A 16,017-nucleotide genomic window follows, 5' to 3' on the forward strand; every position below is an offset into this window, starting at 1 on the left:
GCTTCTTCCTCAAGTTTACGCAGACCGCGCGGCGCGAGCCAAACCGTGTTCGACCAGCCTGTCCAGCACCTCCGCATAAGGCACGCCGCTTGCGGCCATTGCCTTGGCATACATGCTGATATCGGTGAAGCCGGGGATGGTGTTCACCTCGTTGACGACGAAGCGCATGTCGGCCGAAAGGAAGAAATCGACGCGGGCCATGGCGTCACAGCCGAGGGCTCGGAAGGCGCGCGCTGCCATGGCGCGGATCTCGCTCTCGATCTCCTCCGGCAGTTCAGCCGGCACTTTCAGCGCCGCCCCTTCGGCATCGATATATTTGGCGTCATAGCTGTAAAAGCCATGGCTTTCGGCCGGTGCGATCTCGCCGGGGCGGGAGATGAAAAGCGAGCCGTCCGGCGCTTCCAGCACGCTGCATTCGATCTCGCGGCCGGGAAAGAATTCCTCCGCCAGCAGCTTGTCGTCATGACGAAAGGCTTCGGTGATTGCCGGGCCGAATTCCTGGCTGCCGGAGACTTTTGCGACGCCAACCGAGGATCCCTGCCGGGCGGGCTTGATGAAGAGCGGCGATCCGAGCTTTTCCTCCAGTTCTGGCAAAGTGGGCGCCTCCCCCTTGCGGATCGTTATGGCGCGGGCGACGGGAAGGCCGGCAGCGGTCAGGAGCCGCTTGGCGATCTCCTTGTCCAGGGCCGTCGCCGAACCGAGAATGCCGCAGCCGACCAACGGCACGCGCGCCACATCGGCCAATCCCTGTACTGAACCATCCTCCCCGTGTGGGCCATGCAAGACCGGGAACAGGATATCGATCTTTCCGGCATCGCGCATGGCACCATCTGGCTGGATGGACAGCATGCGTCCTTCGCCTCCGGGCAGAAGGCAGAGTTCCGTACCACTTGCCGGCCGCGACAGGCGCCCATCCTCGAAACGGCTTACCAGCCACCGGCCTTCATGGGTCACGAAGATCGGGACCGTCTCGTATTTGTGCGGATCGAGGGCAGAGACGACGTTGGTGGCCGACAGGATCGACACTTCATGTTCCTGCGAACGCCCGCCGAACAGGACGGCAATCCGCAGTTTTGGGGATGGGGTGGGCATGGGTTGGCTCCGGGGAAAATGGATTGGGCAAGAGGTGGAGACTTCAAGTGTCTGGATTTGGGCGAGAGCGAGCCGCCCGCCGATCTCCCCCCTTGTGGGGGAGATGCCCGGCAGGGCAGAGGGGGGACTTCGCGCACCGTCCGTAACCTTTGAATTTGCTGAGCCGTTTCTCACCCCCCTCTGTCAGCTTTCGCTGACATCTCCCCCACAAGGGGGGAGATCATCGGGAGGCCGTCGCGGTGCAACGTTCGAACCGGGGAGGATGCGGCCCTATTACTGCCCACCAACCAGCTTCGGCAGATCTGCGATCAGGCTGTCGCGGACGACATAGCTGATCGGGTCGTCGGGATACCGTTTCGTATCGACAAGCAACCGGGCGAAAACGACACGGCGGCCGTCCTTCACAGCCCAGCCGACGAACCAGCCGAGCGGCCGGTCACGATCCGTCTTGCCGGCCGCATCGCGCATCCAGCCGGCCCCGGTCTTGCCCTGCACGTCCCAGCCGCCATCGGCGGAAAAATGCGGGACGATGGCCATCGTGTTTTCCTGCGCCTTCCTGGAGATCGGCAATTGGCCATTCAGGAAACGGCGCAGGAAGGCCACCTGCTGATCCGCGGAAATCTTCAGCGACGACATGAGCCAGGCTTCGGTCAGCCCGTCCGTCTTGCCGGGGCCGCCGGAAACGTCGTGATTGCCGTAACTGAAACGGGCGGTGTAATCCGCGAATTTCTGTTTGCCCAGGCGCCGGGTGACTTCCTGCGAATACCAGACGATCGAATCCCGCTCCCAGATCGTCGGATCGGTGTCCTTCTGCTCGCGCTTCGAGCGGTTGAACTTGGCCTGATACGGCCAGAGCGGCGTATGGGCATCGGTCAGAATGCCGGCATCATAACCCATCATGGCCAAGGGAAGTTTGAAGGTCGATTGTGGATAGACCGCCTCGGCGCAGCTTCCCTGGCGATAGAGGGTGGCGCCGCTTGCGGCATCGGCAATAACGGTGCAGCGCAGAGGTTCTGCCGCAGATGCTGTGGCTGCCATCGGTGAAGTGGCCGCAATCGTGAGAAAAAATGCCAATATACCGACAATCCTGCCGGTTTTGCGGAAAGCCATGCTTCGCCCCTCGTGGTTGTGTCGGGACCTATCTAGGCCGGCTTGCTTGTGTTCGACAAACGATGATAACTGCCACGAGGTATAAAGTGATCTAGGGCATTGCCATGGTTCGACCGCATTTGCCGCTGAATGCGCTGCGCGCCTTCGAGGCCGCCGCCCGGCACCTGAGTTTTACCCGTGCAGCCATTGAGCTCTGCGTGACGCAGGCGGCGGTCAGCCATCAGGTGAAACTTCTGGAACAGCGGCTGGGCGTGACGCTGTTCCGCCGCCTGCCGCGCGGCCTGCTGATCACCGAAGAGGGGGCGGCCCTCCTGCCCTCGCTGCAAGAGAGTTTTGACCGCATGGCGGACATGCTCGAGCGCTTCGATGGCGGGCATGTGCGTGAACAGCTGAAGCTCGGCGTGGTCGGCACGCTTGCGGTCGGCTGGCTTCTGCCGCGACTTGGCGATTTTCGTGAAAAATACCCGTTCGTCGACCTTCGGCTTTCGACCAACAATAACCGCGTCGATATTGCCGCCGAGGGACTCGATTATGCGATCAAGTTCGGCAATGGCGCGTGGCGGGATATCGAGGCGGAAGAGCTGTTCGAGGCGCCGCTTTCGGCACTTTGTGTGCCCTCCATCGCAAGGCAGCTGAATGCGCCGGAAGACATGGCGCATCAGACGCTTCTGCGCTCCTATCGCGCCGACGAATGGACGAGCTGGTTCGACAATGCCCGCGTCCCGGCCCCGCCGATCCGCGGCATCGTGTTCGACAGTTCGGTGCTGATGGTGGAGGCGGCGCTGGATGGTGTCGGCGTGGCACTGGCGCCGCCGCAGATGTTTTCCCGACAGCTTGGCAGCGGGGCGCTGGTGCAGCCGTTTCCGGTCTATGTCTCGAAGGGGAGTTACTGGCTGACGCGGCTCAAATCCCGCGCCGTTTCGCCCGCCATGGAGATGTTCCGCAACTGGCTTTCCGGCATGGCGAAGGAGACCTCGGCCGCGTCAAATCTTCTTCGCTAAACCTTTAATCTAATTCACGCTTCGGTTTTGACCGGGCAGCAAGACAAGGCTGCTACAGACCCCGCTACATGAGACACGAATGGAGCGGAAATTGCTTGAAGAATTATTAGGAGGCGGTAGTCATTCCTCGCCTTCCAGCCAGACGACACCATCGAATACGCAGGCCAGCCAGTCCACATCTCCTTCTTCGAGCACTTCTTCTTCCAGTACGCCTGCTTCGAGCCAGACCGATACCAGCGGTTCCTCGGCGGACTATGACGAAGTCACGGCTCCCGGCGATACGGACGATGGCACCTATTCGGCTGCACCCGCGCCGGCAGAGAATGAAGCTGCATCCGACGATACGGCCGGCGTAAGCGCCGGCAGCAGCGAAGCGCCTGCCGCCACGACCGGCGAAACGGCTGAAGCCGCCCCGCAGCAGACGCAGCCGAGCACGCCTGCCACGGAAGAACAGGCACCGGCCGCGACCGAGAACAGCGGTTCCGCCGAAAGCGCTGCTCCTGACGAGACTGAGAACAGCGGCACGGAAGCCACTGCGCAAACGCCTCCGAATGCTGCGGCTCAACAGCCGGCAACAACCGGAAGCAATGCATCGGCCGGCACCGGCGCGACTGCCGACGCCAGCGCCAGCGCTCCTGCGGCCAACGGCGCATCCGCCGGCACCCCGCCGTCCAGCACTGACGCAGACAATGAGACGAGCGACGACACCGCAGCAGCACAGCCGACGACACCGGCCAAGTCTGCCGACACGAACGCTTCCGCGCCCGTCGTCATCCAGCCGGCCATTACGCCGGAACCGGCCGTCGAAACCGGCACCGACGCGGCTGTCGAAACGCCTGCTACGACCAAGGAAGCCCTGCCCGATTACGCCTCGCAGTTCCTCGACAAGATGTCCGATATCCAGGACCGTTATGCGAACCTGACGACGGAACAGAAGGACCGCACCCGCGAGCGCGCGCTGGAAATGGTCCAGGGCCTCGTGGTCAGCCAGATGCTGAGCGGCCTCGCGACCCAGCAGAGCGCCAATGCCGCGAGCCAGACGAAGTCGAGCGACGCCGTCAGCGGCACGATGTCGCTGGCCAATCGCTGGTACATGGAAGCCTGATTGCCGAAAACGGAAGGCGGATCCCTTTCATCCGCCTTCCGTAAATACATTTACGCAGTCTCTTTCCGGCGATTGCGACATCTGACTGCCTAACTATCCGTTCGAGAGCGGCTCTTGTCATTACAGGCCGCTTGTGCCATCACCCGCCCTCTCAAAAATTCCGGAGGACGGGCGCCTGCCCCCTTCGCCTTCGGGGCCTTGCCCCGGTTCAACCCATTTTGGCAAAAGGCCATTTCGGCAAAAGGATGGAGCACGGCCATGGCACGCGCGCTCGGGCTTGATTTCGGCACGACAAACACGGTTCTGGCACTGAGCGACGGTGGAGCGGAAACGCATTCCATGTCGTTTTCCAGCAGCGCCGGCACGACGGACAGCATGCGCACCGCGCTTTCCTTCATGAAGGATGCGCAGCTCGGCGCACAGGCACTGAAGGTCGAGGCTGGACAGGCGGCCATCCGCCAGTTCATCGACAATCCGGGTGATGCCCGCTTCCTGCAGTCGATCAAGACCTTTGCGGCAAGCGCGCTGTTTCAGGGCACGCTGGTCTTTGCCCGCCGGCATTCGTTCGAAGACCTGATGGAAATCTTTCTGAAGCGGCTGCAGAGCTATGCCGGCGATGCGTGGCCGGCAAACGTATCGCGGCTGATCGCCGGCCGGCCCGTGCATTTTGCCGGCGCCAGCCCCGATCCGGCACTCGCGACAGAGCGTTATAACGAGGCGCTGACCCGGCTCGGCTTTCCGGAAATCCATTACGTCTATGAACCGGTCGCGGCCGCCTATTACTTCGCCCAGACGCTGAAGAGCGATGCCACCGTTCTGGTCGCCGATTTCGGCGGCGGCACGACCGACTATTCGCTGATCCGTTTCGAACGGGTGGCCGGCAAGCTGACGGCAAAGCCGATCGGCCATTCCGGCGTCGGCATTGCCGGCGACCATTTTGACGCGCGCATGATCGAACAGCTCGTGGCACCGGAGATCGGCAAGGGTACTTTCTTCAAGAGCTTTGACAAGCTTCTGGAAGTCCCGTCCAGCTACTACGCCAATTTCTCGCGCTGGAACCAGCTGTCGATCTTCAAGACGACCCGCGAATTCAACGACCTGAAATCGCTGGTGCGTTCGGCCGTCGAACCCGACAAGCTGGAACTCTTCATCGACCTCGTCGAACATGACGAGGGTTACCCGCTCTATCAGGCGATCTCCGCGACGAAGATGGCACTGTCCGGCTCGGAAGAAGCGGAGTTCGATTTCAAGCCGCTCGGCAAGGCCGGCCGCAAGATGGTGAAGCGTGCCGATTTCGAAAGCTGGATCGGCGACGAGCTTTCCCGGATCGAAGGCGCGCTCGACGACGTGCTGACGAAGACCAATACCGCGCCGGAAACGGTGGACAAGGTGTTCTTGACCGGCGGCACATCCTTCGTGCCGGCCGTGCGCCGGATCTTCACCCGCCGCTTCGACGAAAGCCGCATCGAGACCGGCGGCGAGCTTCTCTCGATTGCCCACGGCCTGGCGCTGATCGGCGAGAGCGACAATGTGGAACAGTGGGCGGCTTAAGGTCGTCCATATGGTTCTCGTCGAGGCGAATTCAGTGAGTCTGGCGGTCGGGACCGTGAAAGCGGTTCCCTGCTGCCTTCCCCGTGCTATAGATCGGGGATGAACGCCGCCTCTGACCTCAACCCAGCCGAACTTGCCGCGCTTCTGCATTTTTATGCGGATTCGGGCGTGGACTGGCTTGTCGAGGACGAGGCGATCGACAGGGTTGCGCAATTTGCAGCCCAGAAAGCCGCAAGGGCCGAGGCGCGGGCTCCGGCAAATGCGCGACAATCCCAGCCGCAGGAAGCCGGTCAGGCTACCCCGTCCCGAATGGGGGGCGCTCAAACTGCCGCAGCGACACGCAGCCCCGCACCAGCTCCGGTCAACCAGCAGGTCGCCGTGCCGGATGGTGAGGCGGTTGCCGCTGCAAGGATGGCTGCGGAAGCCGCAGGCTCGCTCGGCGCGCTGAAGGAGGCTGTCGAGACTTTTACGGGTTGCAACCTGAAGCATGGTGCGCGTTCGACAGTGTTTGCAAGCGGCGATCCGGCTTCGCGCATCATGGTGATCGGCGCCATGCCGAATGCCGATGACGACCGGGACGGCACGCCGTTTTCCGGCCGGCAGGGTCAGCTCCTCGACCGCATGCTCGGCGCGATCGGGCTTTCGCGCGAAGGCGTGATGCTGACCAACATCATTCCCTGGCGGCCGCCGGGCAACCGGATGCCCTCCCCCGCAGAGCTTGAAATCTGCCGGCCGTTCCTCGATCGCCAGATCGCGCTTGCCGATCCGCAAATGCTGCTTCTGCTCGGGAATTTTCCGGCCCGCTTCTTTTTCGGTGGCACCGGCACGATCCATTCGATGCGTGGCGAATGGCGGGATGTTTCGATCGGCACGTCGAAGATTGCGGCGATCGCAACGCTGCATCCGCAGGAATTGCTGGCGGCTCCCGCCAATAAGGCCCTTGCCTGGCAGGACTTGCTGACGTTCAAAAAGAGGCTGGGTGCGGGCTGATTGGCCACGATTAAGCCATTAACGCATCAAAAACGAGCAAAGTTACGGAAATATGAAAAACGCCATGCATAGGTTGCATGGCAGTCTCGCATTCTCTCACATTGTCGAATCAATGCTGCGCTGCAATATTACAATTGTCTTGGGAGGAATTCTGGTTAAGGAACCAAGGCAATGACCACGCGCTTTCGTCCGATCCATTCGGGCTTCGAAACCCTCCGCATCGCCGGCCTCTCGCCGCGCACGACCGATGGGTATCATCATTTCGGCTCTGCTACCAATGAGCAGATGACCTCCCGCGGCATGGGCCGTCCGCTCGGCGCACTTCGCCCGGCAGCCGTCTTCGCTGATTTTCGCGAACGCTGATATAATACAAGGAGCGCGGCGATGACGGTCATCCTCACCCCTATCCGCGCTTTGCGCGAAAGCTTTTATCAGATCAATGCCGCAGTCAGCGCTTCACGCTCCTATAGCTGCGAAAGCTCTTCCGCCGCCTGCAAGCGGGATCCGGCAAGCGCTGCGATCTTTTTCTGATCGCCCTGTTGCGATCCCCTGGAGCGCTACTGCACTCCTGATCTCGTGAACATCCTGCCACATGTCAGCCCCGCGCCTTTCTCAGGCCGGGGCTTTTTGTATTGAAGCGTTTCAGGCTCCGGCACCGGGCGGCGATGCCTTTCGGGCAGCCTTGCGTTCCAGACCGAGCTGATGCTCGCGATAAATGATGAAAATGCCGGCCGAGACGGTGATCGCGGTGCCGATCAGCGTTGCCCTGGTCGGCTCCTCGCCGAACAGGCCATAAGCAATGACGATGCCGAGGATGATCGACGAATATTCGAAAGGCGCGACAGTCGAGACGTCCGCCTGGCGATAACTTTCGGTGAGGAAGATCTGGGCGACCCCTCCACAGAAACCCGAACAGATGAGGAAAATCGCCTGGCTCGGGCTGAGCAGGATCCAGCCGAAGGGAATGCTTGCCATGGAAAAGACGGCGGCCGTCAGCGAGAAATAGAGAACGATCGTCGTCGTCTTTTCCGTATGCACGAGCTGGCGGGTCTGGATCATGGCAAGCCCGCCGAGAAAAGCGCCGGCGATGACGGCAATGGCACCGAGCGCCTGCTCGGAGCCCATGCCGCCCGATCCGAACATGCTCAGCTTCGGCCAGGAGATGATGACGACACCGACCATGCCGATGCCAACCGCCGTCCAGCGATAGAAGCGGACGGACTCCTTCAGGATGATTGCGGCGAGCGCAACGGCGATCAGCGGCGAGGAATAACCAAGCGCGATCGCATCCGGCATGGGCATGTGCACCAGGCCGTAAAACCCGCAGATCATCGCCAATATGCCGAAGAAACCGCGCTTGAGATGGCCGGAAAAACTGTCGGTATGGAACGCGCCCTTAAGCTGCGCCCGCCAGGCGAGATAGCCCATGATCGGAACAAGCGCGAAGGCGGAGCGGAAAAAGGTGATCTGCCCTGCCGGAATATCCTGCCCTGCCGCCTTGATGCATGTCTGCATGATCACGAACAGGACGACGGATATGACTTTCAGGAAAATCCCCCGGAGAGGATTGATGGCGGGGGCAGGCATCGACAACTCTTCTGGAGAGGCTTTTCGCGGCAAGGCGAAGGCCTCCTAATCGGCGGGACGGGTGATCAGCTACGTGTACATGTGCGAAGGTAACGCAATTGTGGCGGCAGGACCATGAAAAGTGGTGATACACCTATGAATATCCGTAGGTAAAAACCAATAGGCAAATCCCGACACAAACGGCAGTTAATTTGGTTGCGGTTCAATAATCGTTTAACTTTGAATGCAATCATCCCTGCGCGACACAGATGCCAGTCTGACGGGACACGTCTCGTTCCATCGCTTATTTTTAGAGTCGTCCGGGAATCACTATGCGAACAGATATTGGTCAGATCGTTAATCTGGCAGATTACCGCCCCACGGATTTCGTATTGGAACGTGTCGATCTGACATTCGAGCTCGATCCAACCAATACCAAGGTGGAAGCCCGGCTTATCTTCCATCGCCGCGAAGGCGTCGATCCGTCCGCTCCGCTGGTGCTCGATGGCGATGAGCTCAACCTCTCCGGCCTGCTGTTCGACCAGAACGAGGTTCCGGCCAGCCAGTATGACGTCACGCCGGAAAGCCTGACGATCCGTGACCTGCCGGCAGAAACGCCGTTCGAAATCACGGTCACGACCTATATCAACCCGGAAGCCAATACGCAGCTGATGGGCCTCTATCGTACCAACGGTGTCTATTGCACCCAGTGCGAGGCGGAAGGCTTTCGCCGCATCACCTATTTCCCCGACCGTCCGGATGTTCTGGCGCCCTATACGATCACCATTATCGGTGACAAGGCGGCCAATCCGGTCATGCTGTCGAACGGCAATTTTCTCGGCGGCGCCGGCTATGACGAAGGCCGCGCCTTCGCCGCCTGGTTCGATCCGCATCCAAAACCGTCCTATCTCTTCGCGCTGGTCGCCGGCGATCTCGGTGTCGTCGAAGACACGTTCGAGACTATGTCCGGCAATGAAGTCGCGCTGAAAATCTATGTCGAACACGGCAAGGAAGCCCGCGCGGCCTATGCCATGGATGCGCTGAAGCGCTCGATGAAATGGGACGAGGAACGGTTTGGCCGCGAATACGATCTCAACATCTTCCAGATCGTCGCCGTCTCCGACTTCAACATGGGCGCCATGGAAAACAAGGGGCTCAACGTCTTCAACGACAAGTATGTCTTGGCCGATCCGGAAACCGCGACCGACCAGGATTATGCGAATATCGAGGCGATCATCGCCCACGAATATTTTCACAACTGGACCGGCAACCGCATCACCTGCCGCGACTGGTTCCAGCTCTGCCTCAAGGAAGGCCTGACGGTTTTCCGCGACCACGAATTTTCGGCCGACATGCGCTCGCGCGCCGTCAAGCGCATCGCCGAAGTCCGCCATCTGAAATCGGAACAGTTCCCGGAAGATGCCGGCCCGCTGGCGCATCCGGTACGCCCGACGAAATATCGCGAGATCAACAATTTCTACACGACGACCGTCTACCAGAAGGGTTCGGAAGTCACCCGCATGATCTCCACCCTGCTCGGCCAGGACGGGTTCAAGTCGGGCATGGATCTCTATTTCGAACGTCATGACGGCCAGGCCGTCACGGTCGAGGACTATGTGAAGTGCTTTGAGGATTCCGCTGGCCGGGATCTGAAACAGTTCTCGCTCTGGTATTCGCAGGCAGGCACGCCTCTCGTCACCGCGTCGAGCGAATACGATCAGGCAAGCGGCACGTTCACGCTGTCGCTGGAGCAGATGGTTCCGGCAACGCCCGGCCAGCCGGACAAGCTGCCGATGCACATTCCGCTGTCCTTCTCGCTGATCTCGGATAACGGTGCGGCTGCCACGCCCTCCTCCGTCACCGGCGGCGAAGTGACCGGTGAAGTGCTGCACCTGACCGAGCGCAACCAGATCTTTGTGTTCAAGGGCATTTCCTCGCGTCCGGTCCTGTCGCTCAACCGCGGTTTCTCGGCGCCGATCAATCTGCAGTTCAACCAGAGTGCAGCCGATCTCGCCCATATCGCCCGCCACGATACGGATCTGTTTGCCCGCTGGCAGGCCCTGACCGATCTTTCCATTCCGAACCTGACGCAGGCCGCACGCGATGCCCGCGACGGCAAGGAGATCACCTGTGATCCGGCCCTGATTGCCGCGATCCTGGAAGCTGCCGGCGACGATACGCTCGAGCCCGCCTTCCGCTCGCAGGTTCTGACGCTTCCGAGCGAGGCCGATATCGGCCGCGAACTCGGCGGCAACAATGATCCCGACGCAATCCGCACCGGACGCCAGGCCATCATCTCGGCTATCGCCACGGCCGGCGCCCAGACCTTTGCGCGCCTCTTCGACGATATGCAGACGGACGGCGCCTATAGCCCGGATGCCGAAAACGCCGGCAAGCGGGCGCTGCGTTCCAGTGCACTCGCCTATCTCACCTATGCGGAAGCGACGCCGGCTCGGGCCGCCGGGGCTTTTGCAGCCGCCGACAACATGACGGACCAGATGTCGGCGCTGACGCTGCTTGCGCATCATTTTCCGGATGCGCCGGAAACGGCCAAGGCGCTCGACACGTTCCTCACCCGCTTCGACGGCAATGCTCTGGTCATCGACAAGTGGTTCTCGGTGCAGGCGACCATTCCGGGTGCCGGTGCGCTCGACCGCGTCAAGGCACTGATGGAAAACCCGCGCTTCATCGCCGGCAATCCGAACCGCGTCCGTTCGCTGATCGGCACGTTTGCCTTCGGCAACCCGACCGGCTTCAACCGCCGCGACGGCGAAGGTTACAAGTTCTTGGCGGAGCGTATCCTCGAGATCGACCCAAAGAACCCGCAGCTTGCCGCCCGCATCCTGACCTCGATGCGCTCCTGGCGTTCGCTCGAGCCGCAGCGAGCCGACGCTGCCCGCGACGCGCTGATGACGATCGAACGCACGCCGACGCTGTCGACCGACGTGCGCGACATCGTCGAGCGCATGCTCAAGGGCTGAGTTCAGCCCTTACCGCCTAAAAAATCCGAAACCAGCGCCCGGCAATAGTCGGGCGTTACTGCCTTATCCTGAAACAGGATGTGGTAGACGATCGGCGCGACGATCTTGTCCATCGCGGCATCGACTTCAAAACCCGGCTCTCCCCGCCCCTCGGCACGCTGACGCAGCGTTTCGAGGTGATGGATCGTATAATGGCAGCAGCGGGCGGCGCTATCCGACGAGCTGCCGAGAATGTCGGAATACATGCCGCGACCGACATCCGACGACATTTCCTCGGCATAATCGACGATGAAGGTTTCGATATCCGATCCCATCGCGCCCGTGTCTTCCGGATCGGCGATCGGCCGTAGGCGCTCCAGCGCAACATCGGCGAGAAGATCGGAAAGGTCGCCCCAGCGGCGATAGATGGTCGAAGGCGGGACGCCGGCCTTTTCGGCAATCATCGGCACGGTGATCTCGCTGCGATCCATCTGCGCCAGAAGCTCCTTGACCGTGCGATGCACCGCCTCCTGGATGCGAGCACTCCGGCCGCCCTGACGCAACATTTCCCTGGCCATTGTTTTCCTTCCCGCGCCGGTTCTGCCGGCATCCGCATTTTTACCCGCGCAAAAAGCCGTTTCACCGGCATTGCGCATCTCACGCCATCCATTGCGCATATCGCCCCTAAATAGCGACGGCAAATCTTCACGACGCATCTTAATGCAAATATATTGCATTAATTCAGGATCGCAATTATATCCCACTAACGCTAATAATTTGCGTTAAGGTGATCTCATGAACCAGCCCACTCCCGCAGCGGCCAATTCGGCCTTTTCGCGCATGACCGTCTACAGCTTCATCGGCGCCGTGATGATCTCGGCCTGCAGCAGCGCGCCGACGCCGCTCTATCATCTCTACCAGCAGACGTTTCACCTGACCTCCGGCACGATCACGCTGATCTTCGGCGCCTATGCCTTTGCGCTTCTGGCAGCACTGCTGACGGCCGGCGGTCTTTCGGACTTTCTCGGGCGCAAGCCGCTGATCCTGATGGCGCTGCTTCTCAATGGCGCAGCTCTGGTCATCTTCCTCTTTGCCAATTCCGCTTCAGGCCTGATCTTCGCCCGGATCATCCAGGGTTTTGCGACCGGCATCGCCTTCCCGACTTTCGGTGCCACCATTCTCGACACCGACAAGGCAAGGGCACCGCTCCTCAACGGCGTTACGGCCTTTCTCGGCCTGACTGTCGGCTCGCTCTTAAGCGGCTTTCTGGTCGAGTTCGCGCCGCATCCGACACAGCTCGTCTATATCGTCCTCCTCGTCCTGACCGCGCTCGGCATCGCAGCGCTCACCCTGATGCCGGAGACGATTTCGCGGCGGCCGGGCGCTCTCGCCTCGCTGCGTCCGCATGTCAGCGTGCCTCGCCGGGCGCGCTCGACCCTCATCCGCGTCACGCCGGTCAATGTCGCGGGCTGGTCGCTGGGCGGTTTTTACCTGTCGCTGATGCCGACGCTGGTGACGGTTGCGACCGGCATCGTCTCGCCCTTCATCGGGGCTGCGGTTGTCGCCACGCTGATGCTGAGCGGCACCGCTTCCGTCTTCATCTTCCGCAAATGGCCGGCGCAAAAGGTTCTGTTCAACGGCACGGCGGCGCTCGTGGTCGGCGTGATCGTGACGCTTGCCGGCGTGCATCTGCAGGCCGTCGGCCTGCTGTTTGTCGGGACCGCCCTTGCCGGCCTCGGTTTCGGTGCGATCTTCTCGAACATTCTGCGGATCCTGTTGCCGCTTGCAGAAGCCCATGAGCGGGCCGAACTGTTCGCCGCCTTCCTGATCGAAAGCTATCTCGCCTTCTCCGTGCCGGCCATCATTGCCGGTTTTGCCGCCCCGATGGTCGGCCTGCAGACAGCGGCCTATGTCTATGGCGCAGCGATCGTTCTGCTCTCCGCGATATCTGTGGCAATCACCAGAACCAACTTGACGGAAGCCAAGGCGCTCTCGTAGCGCAAATCATCAAGGGTTGCGGTCGTGTGATTTCCACGACCGTGAATCCCTTTTGAATCAAATCGTTAAAAAAATATTACCAGCCCTCTGGACACAGAGAATCACTAATGATTCACTGCTCATATTCGGGCGGCGGCGCGCCGAATCACCACGAGGGACTACATGACCATCATTGCGAGCGAGCAGCGGGAAACCGCGGCCGGAGGACAGCTGCGCTTTAAATTTCCGAGTTTTGCCGGTCTGCGGGGCGCTCACCCCGACGAGTCCCATCTTACCGTTCAGCCGATCGCCCGTCCCGTGCCGCGCGTCGAGATGATGCTGAAGCGCTCGATCCCCATTCTCATCCTTGCCTTCCTTGCCGTGGTCGCCGCCTCACGCATCGTTGGCATTATCGGCGAACATGGGCGCATGGAAGACGCCGCTCGCCAGACAACCGCGCTGATGGGCGCAACGGCCGCCGCAGCCTTTGCCGATCAGGCCGATGTCTTTGCCGCCGGCAATCGCGGTGCTGCCGAAGCGCGCCTTTCCGCCTTCATCGGCCAGGGCAATCTGCAGGAAGGGGCCGCCATCCTTCTCGTCGACACGTCCGGCCGGATCTTTGGCGGCGCTGGCGACAGCGGTTCCTATCTCGGCCTTTCGCTGTCCTCCATCCTGCCGGAAACAGCAGCCCTGCGCCGCGTCGATGGCGGCAGCGGCGTGATCGAGACCTATTTCGGCGAGACGCCGTTCTTCGCCGCCATCCAGCCGATCGGCAGCGACGGGGCGCTCGTCATCGCCGCCCATTCGCTGGAACTGACCAACCGTTTCATCCGCCACGAAGTCTCGCTCAACGTCACGATCTTCGCCGGCATTTCCGCCATTCTTCTCGTCATCCTTTATGCCTATTATGTGCAGGTGAAGCGCGCCCGCGACGCCGACGAGACCTTTCTCCAGTCCAACCTGCGCATTGAGACCGCGCTTTCCCGTGGTCGCTGCGGCCTTTGGGATTTCGACGTCGACAACAAGCGGCTGTTCTGGTCCGGCTCGATGTATGAAATGCTCGGCATGCCGCCGGTCGGCAATGTCGTGTCCTTTTCCGACGCCGCGAGGATGATGCACCCGACCGACGGCAATCTCTACGCTCTTGCCCGCACCATCAGCCGCGGCAATGCCCGCCAGGTCGACCAGGTGTTTCGCATGCGCCACGCCGCCGGTCACTATGTCTGGATGCGCGCCCGTGCCCAGGTGGTCCGCATGGCAAACGGCCGCACCCATGTGATCGGCATCGCCATGGACGTGACCGAACAGCACCGCCTGGCCCAACGTTACGCCGAGGCAGACCAGCGGCTTGCCGACGCGATCGAATGCACCTCGGAAGCCTTTGTTCTCTGGGACAAGAACGACCGTCTGGTGATGTGCAACACCCATTTCCAGCAGGCGCATGGCCTGCCGGACAGCGTGCTGGTGCCCGGCACCGAACGTGCCGCCGTGACGGCCGCCTCGGCCCGGCCGGTGATCGAGCGTCGCGTCGCCGATGCCGATGGCAGCGGCCTGTCGCGCACGACGGAAGTGCAGCTTGCCGACGAGCGCTGGCTGCAGATCAACGAACGCCGCACCCGCGATGGCGGCACGGTTTCGGTCGGCACCGACATTACCCTTCTCAAGCGCCACCAGGAGCGCCTGCGCGAAAGCGAACGCCGCCTGATGGCAACGATCGGCGATCTTTCCGCCTCGCAGAAGAAGCTGGAGCGCCAAAAATCCGAGCTTTCCGAGGCCAATGCCAATTACCAGGCGGAAAAGGAACGTGCTGAGGCCGCCAACAAGGCGAAGTCGGAATTTCTGGCCAACATGTCCCACGAGTTGCGCACGCCGCTCAACGCCATTCTCGGCTTTTCCGAAATCCTCGTCGGCTGCATGTTCGGCCCGCTCGGCTCGCCGAAATATGCGGAATATTCCAAGGATATCCACGACAGCGGCAAGCACCTGCTCAACGTCATCAACGACATTCTCGACATGTCGAAGATCGAGGCCGGCCATATGCGCATCAGCTGCGAGGCCGTCGACCTGACGCCGCTGATCGAGGAAACCCTGCGCCTGACGTCGATCGTCGCGCAGGAAAAGGAAATTTCCATCCACCAGAAGTTCTCGAAAAACCTCGGCATCAATGCCGACCGCCGGGCACTGAAACAGGTGATGCTGAACATCCTGTCGAACTCGGTAAAGTTCACCAATGAAGGTGGCAATATCGAACTGCGCGCCAAGCGGACGAGCGGCGGCATCCTGATGACGATCGCCGATACCGGCATCGGCATTCCGAAAGAGGCGCTTTCGAAGATCGGCCAGCCCTTCGAGCAGGTTCAGAGCCAATATGCCAAGAGCAAGGGTGGTTCGGGCCTCGGTCTCGCCATCTCCCGCTCGCTGGTGGCGCTCCATGGCGGCCGCATGCGCATCCGCTCCAAGGTCGGAATGGGCACGATCGTTTCGCTGCATATTCCTGACCTGCCGATGCCGGTGGTTGCCCGCAAGCGGATTGCTTGAAGACCTTTAGCCACTGAGTTCCTGATTGCCCCTCACCCTAACCCTCTCCCCGTAAACGGGGCGAGGGGACGTGGCTCATGCTATGTCTGAGAGGGACGGAGACGTTTCGGCATATCCCTTCTCCCCG

The 16,017-nt window shown here is 61.3% G+C and carries 13 protein-coding genes; 9 read left to right on the forward strand and 4 right to left on the reverse strand.

Going from position 1 to position 16,017, the window contains the following annotated elements:
- Window positions 1-15: 15 nt before the first annotated feature.
- Window positions 16-1,092 carry a D-alanine--D-alanine ligase family protein gene (locus tag FHW37_RS08725; protein ID WP_145635081.1) on the reverse strand — a complete coding sequence of 359 codons (1,077 nt, stop codon included), beginning with the start codon at window positions 1,090-1,092 and terminating at the stop codon, window positions 16-18.
- Between the two features lie 273 nt (window positions 1,093-1,365).
- The gene (blaOXA, locus tag FHW37_RS08730) at window positions 1,366-2,202 is read right to left on the reverse strand and encodes a class D beta-lactamase (RefSeq protein WP_145635083.1); all 837 of its coding nucleotides are present in this window, start codon (window positions 2,200-2,202) and stop codon (window positions 1,366-1,368) included.
- 104 nt (window positions 2,203-2,306) lie between these two features.
- Here blaOXA and FHW37_RS08735 point away from each other — a divergent pair, with 104 nt between their 5' ends.
- From FHW37_RS08735 to FHW37_RS33505, 6 genes are all read left to right on the forward strand, one after another.
- A complete protein-coding gene (locus FHW37_RS08735; RefSeq protein WP_145635085.1) occupies window positions 2,307-3,203 on the forward strand; it encodes a LysR family transcriptional regulator in 897 nt (298 codons plus the stop codon).
- Window positions 3,204-3,282: 79 nt separating this feature from the next.
- Window positions 3,283-4,308, forward strand: coding sequence for a hypothetical protein (locus FHW37_RS08740; RefSeq protein ID WP_145635087.1), 1,026 nt, complete (start codon window positions 3,283-3,285; stop codon window positions 4,306-4,308).
- Between the two features lie 258 nt (window positions 4,309-4,566).
- Window positions 4,567-5,859: an Hsp70 family protein gene (locus tag FHW37_RS08745; protein WP_145635089.1), complete on the forward strand. Its 1,293-nt coding sequence runs from the start codon at window positions 4,567-4,569 to the stop codon at window positions 5,857-5,859.
- Between the two features lie 99 nt (window positions 5,860-5,958).
- Window positions 5,959-6,849 carry a uracil-DNA glycosylase gene (locus FHW37_RS08750; RefSeq protein ID WP_145635092.1) on the forward strand — a complete coding sequence of 297 codons (891 nt, stop codon included), beginning with the start codon at window positions 5,959-5,961 and terminating at the stop codon, window positions 6,847-6,849.
- A gap of 171 nt (window positions 6,850-7,020) precedes the next feature.
- Entirely contained in the window at window positions 7,021-7,212 is a 192-nt protein-coding gene (locus FHW37_RS08760; protein WP_145635094.1) for a hypothetical protein, read from the forward strand.
- 21 nt (window positions 7,213-7,233) lie between these two features.
- Window positions 7,234-7,380, forward strand: coding sequence for a hypothetical protein (locus tag FHW37_RS33505; RefSeq protein WP_186458192.1), 147 nt, complete (start codon window positions 7,234-7,236; stop codon window positions 7,378-7,380).
- A 111-nt stretch (window positions 7,381-7,491) separates the two neighbouring features.
- Here FHW37_RS33505 and FHW37_RS08765 read toward each other — a convergent pair whose 3' ends face one another.
- Complete coding sequence (locus FHW37_RS08765; RefSeq protein WP_145635096.1) at window positions 7,492-8,436, reverse strand: DMT family transporter; 945 nt, start codon at window positions 8,434-8,436, stop codon at window positions 7,492-7,494.
- A gap of 311 nt (window positions 8,437-8,747) precedes the next feature.
- Here FHW37_RS08765 and pepN point away from each other — a divergent pair, with 311 nt between their 5' ends.
- Window positions 8,748-11,396: an aminopeptidase N gene (gene pepN, locus FHW37_RS08770; RefSeq protein WP_145635098.1), complete on the forward strand. Its 2,649-nt coding sequence runs from the start codon at window positions 8,748-8,750 to the stop codon at window positions 11,394-11,396.
- Between the two features lie 2 nt (window positions 11,397-11,398).
- Here the strand turns inward: pepN and FHW37_RS08775 are convergent, their stop codons facing one another.
- Window positions 11,399-11,953, reverse strand: a complete 555-nt coding sequence (locus tag FHW37_RS08775) for a TetR/AcrR family transcriptional regulator (protein ID WP_145635100.1) — start codon at window positions 11,951-11,953, stop codon at window positions 11,399-11,401.
- 217 nt (window positions 11,954-12,170) lie between these two features.
- Between FHW37_RS08775 and FHW37_RS08780 the strand changes: the two genes are divergently transcribed.
- The gene (locus tag FHW37_RS08780) at window positions 12,171-13,373 is read left to right on the forward strand and encodes an MFS transporter (RefSeq protein WP_246690709.1); all 1,203 of its coding nucleotides are present in this window, start codon (window positions 12,171-12,173) and stop codon (window positions 13,371-13,373) included.
- A gap of 171 nt (window positions 13,374-13,544) precedes the next feature.
- Window positions 13,545-15,890, forward strand: a complete 2,346-nt coding sequence (locus tag FHW37_RS08785) for a PAS domain-containing sensor histidine kinase (protein ID WP_432442842.1) — start codon at window positions 13,545-13,547, stop codon at window positions 15,888-15,890.
- Window positions 15,891-16,017 lie beyond the last annotated feature (127 nt).

Origin of the sequence: Neorhizobium alkalisoli, assembly GCF_007829835.1 — a bacterium.
Lineage (GTDB): Bacteria > Pseudomonadota > Alphaproteobacteria > Rhizobiales > Rhizobiaceae > Neorhizobium.

What these genes read in the sequence shown, in the direction of transcription:
- FHW37_RS33505 (WP_186458192.1), top strand. Translation starts at nt 7,234, where the DNA reads ATGACGGTCATCCTCACCCCTATCCGCGCTTTGCGCGAAAGCTTTTAT.
- FHW37_RS08775 (WP_145635100.1), bottom strand. Translation starts at nt 11,953, where the DNA reads ATGGCCAGGGAAATGTTGCGTCAGGGCGGCCGGAGTGCTCGCATCCAG.
- FHW37_RS08780 (WP_246690709.1), top strand. Translation starts at nt 12,171, where the DNA reads ATGAACCAGCCCACTCCCGCAGCGGCCAATTCGGCCTTTTCGCGCATG.
- FHW37_RS08765 (WP_145635096.1), bottom strand. Translation starts at nt 8,436, where the DNA reads ATGCCTGCCCCCGCCATCAATCCTCTCCGGGGGATTTTCCTGAAAGTC.
- FHW37_RS08740 (WP_145635087.1), top strand. Translation starts at nt 3,283, where the DNA reads ATGGAGCGGAAATTGCTTGAAGAATTATTAGGAGGCGGTAGTCATTCC.
- FHW37_RS08760 (WP_145635094.1), top strand. Translation starts at nt 7,021, where the DNA reads ATGACCACGCGCTTTCGTCCGATCCATTCGGGCTTCGAAACCCTCCGC.
- pepN (WP_145635098.1), top strand. Translation starts at nt 8,748, where the DNA reads ATGCGAACAGATATTGGTCAGATCGTTAATCTGGCAGATTACCGCCCC.
- FHW37_RS08750 (WP_145635092.1), top strand. Translation starts at nt 5,959, where the DNA reads ATGAACGCCGCCTCTGACCTCAACCCAGCCGAACTTGCCGCGCTTCTG.
- FHW37_RS08735 (WP_145635085.1), top strand. Translation starts at nt 2,307, where the DNA reads ATGGTTCGACCGCATTTGCCGCTGAATGCGCTGCGCGCCTTCGAGGCC.
- blaOXA (WP_145635083.1), bottom strand. Translation starts at nt 2,202, where the DNA reads ATGGCTTTCCGCAAAACCGGCAGGATTGTCGGTATATTGGCATTTTTT.
- FHW37_RS08725 (WP_145635081.1), bottom strand. Translation starts at nt 1,092, where the DNA reads ATGCCCACCCCATCCCCAAAACTGCGGATTGCCGTCCTGTTCGGCGGG.
- FHW37_RS08745 (WP_145635089.1), top strand. Translation starts at nt 4,567, where the DNA reads ATGGCACGCGCGCTCGGGCTTGATTTCGGCACGACAAACACGGTTCTG.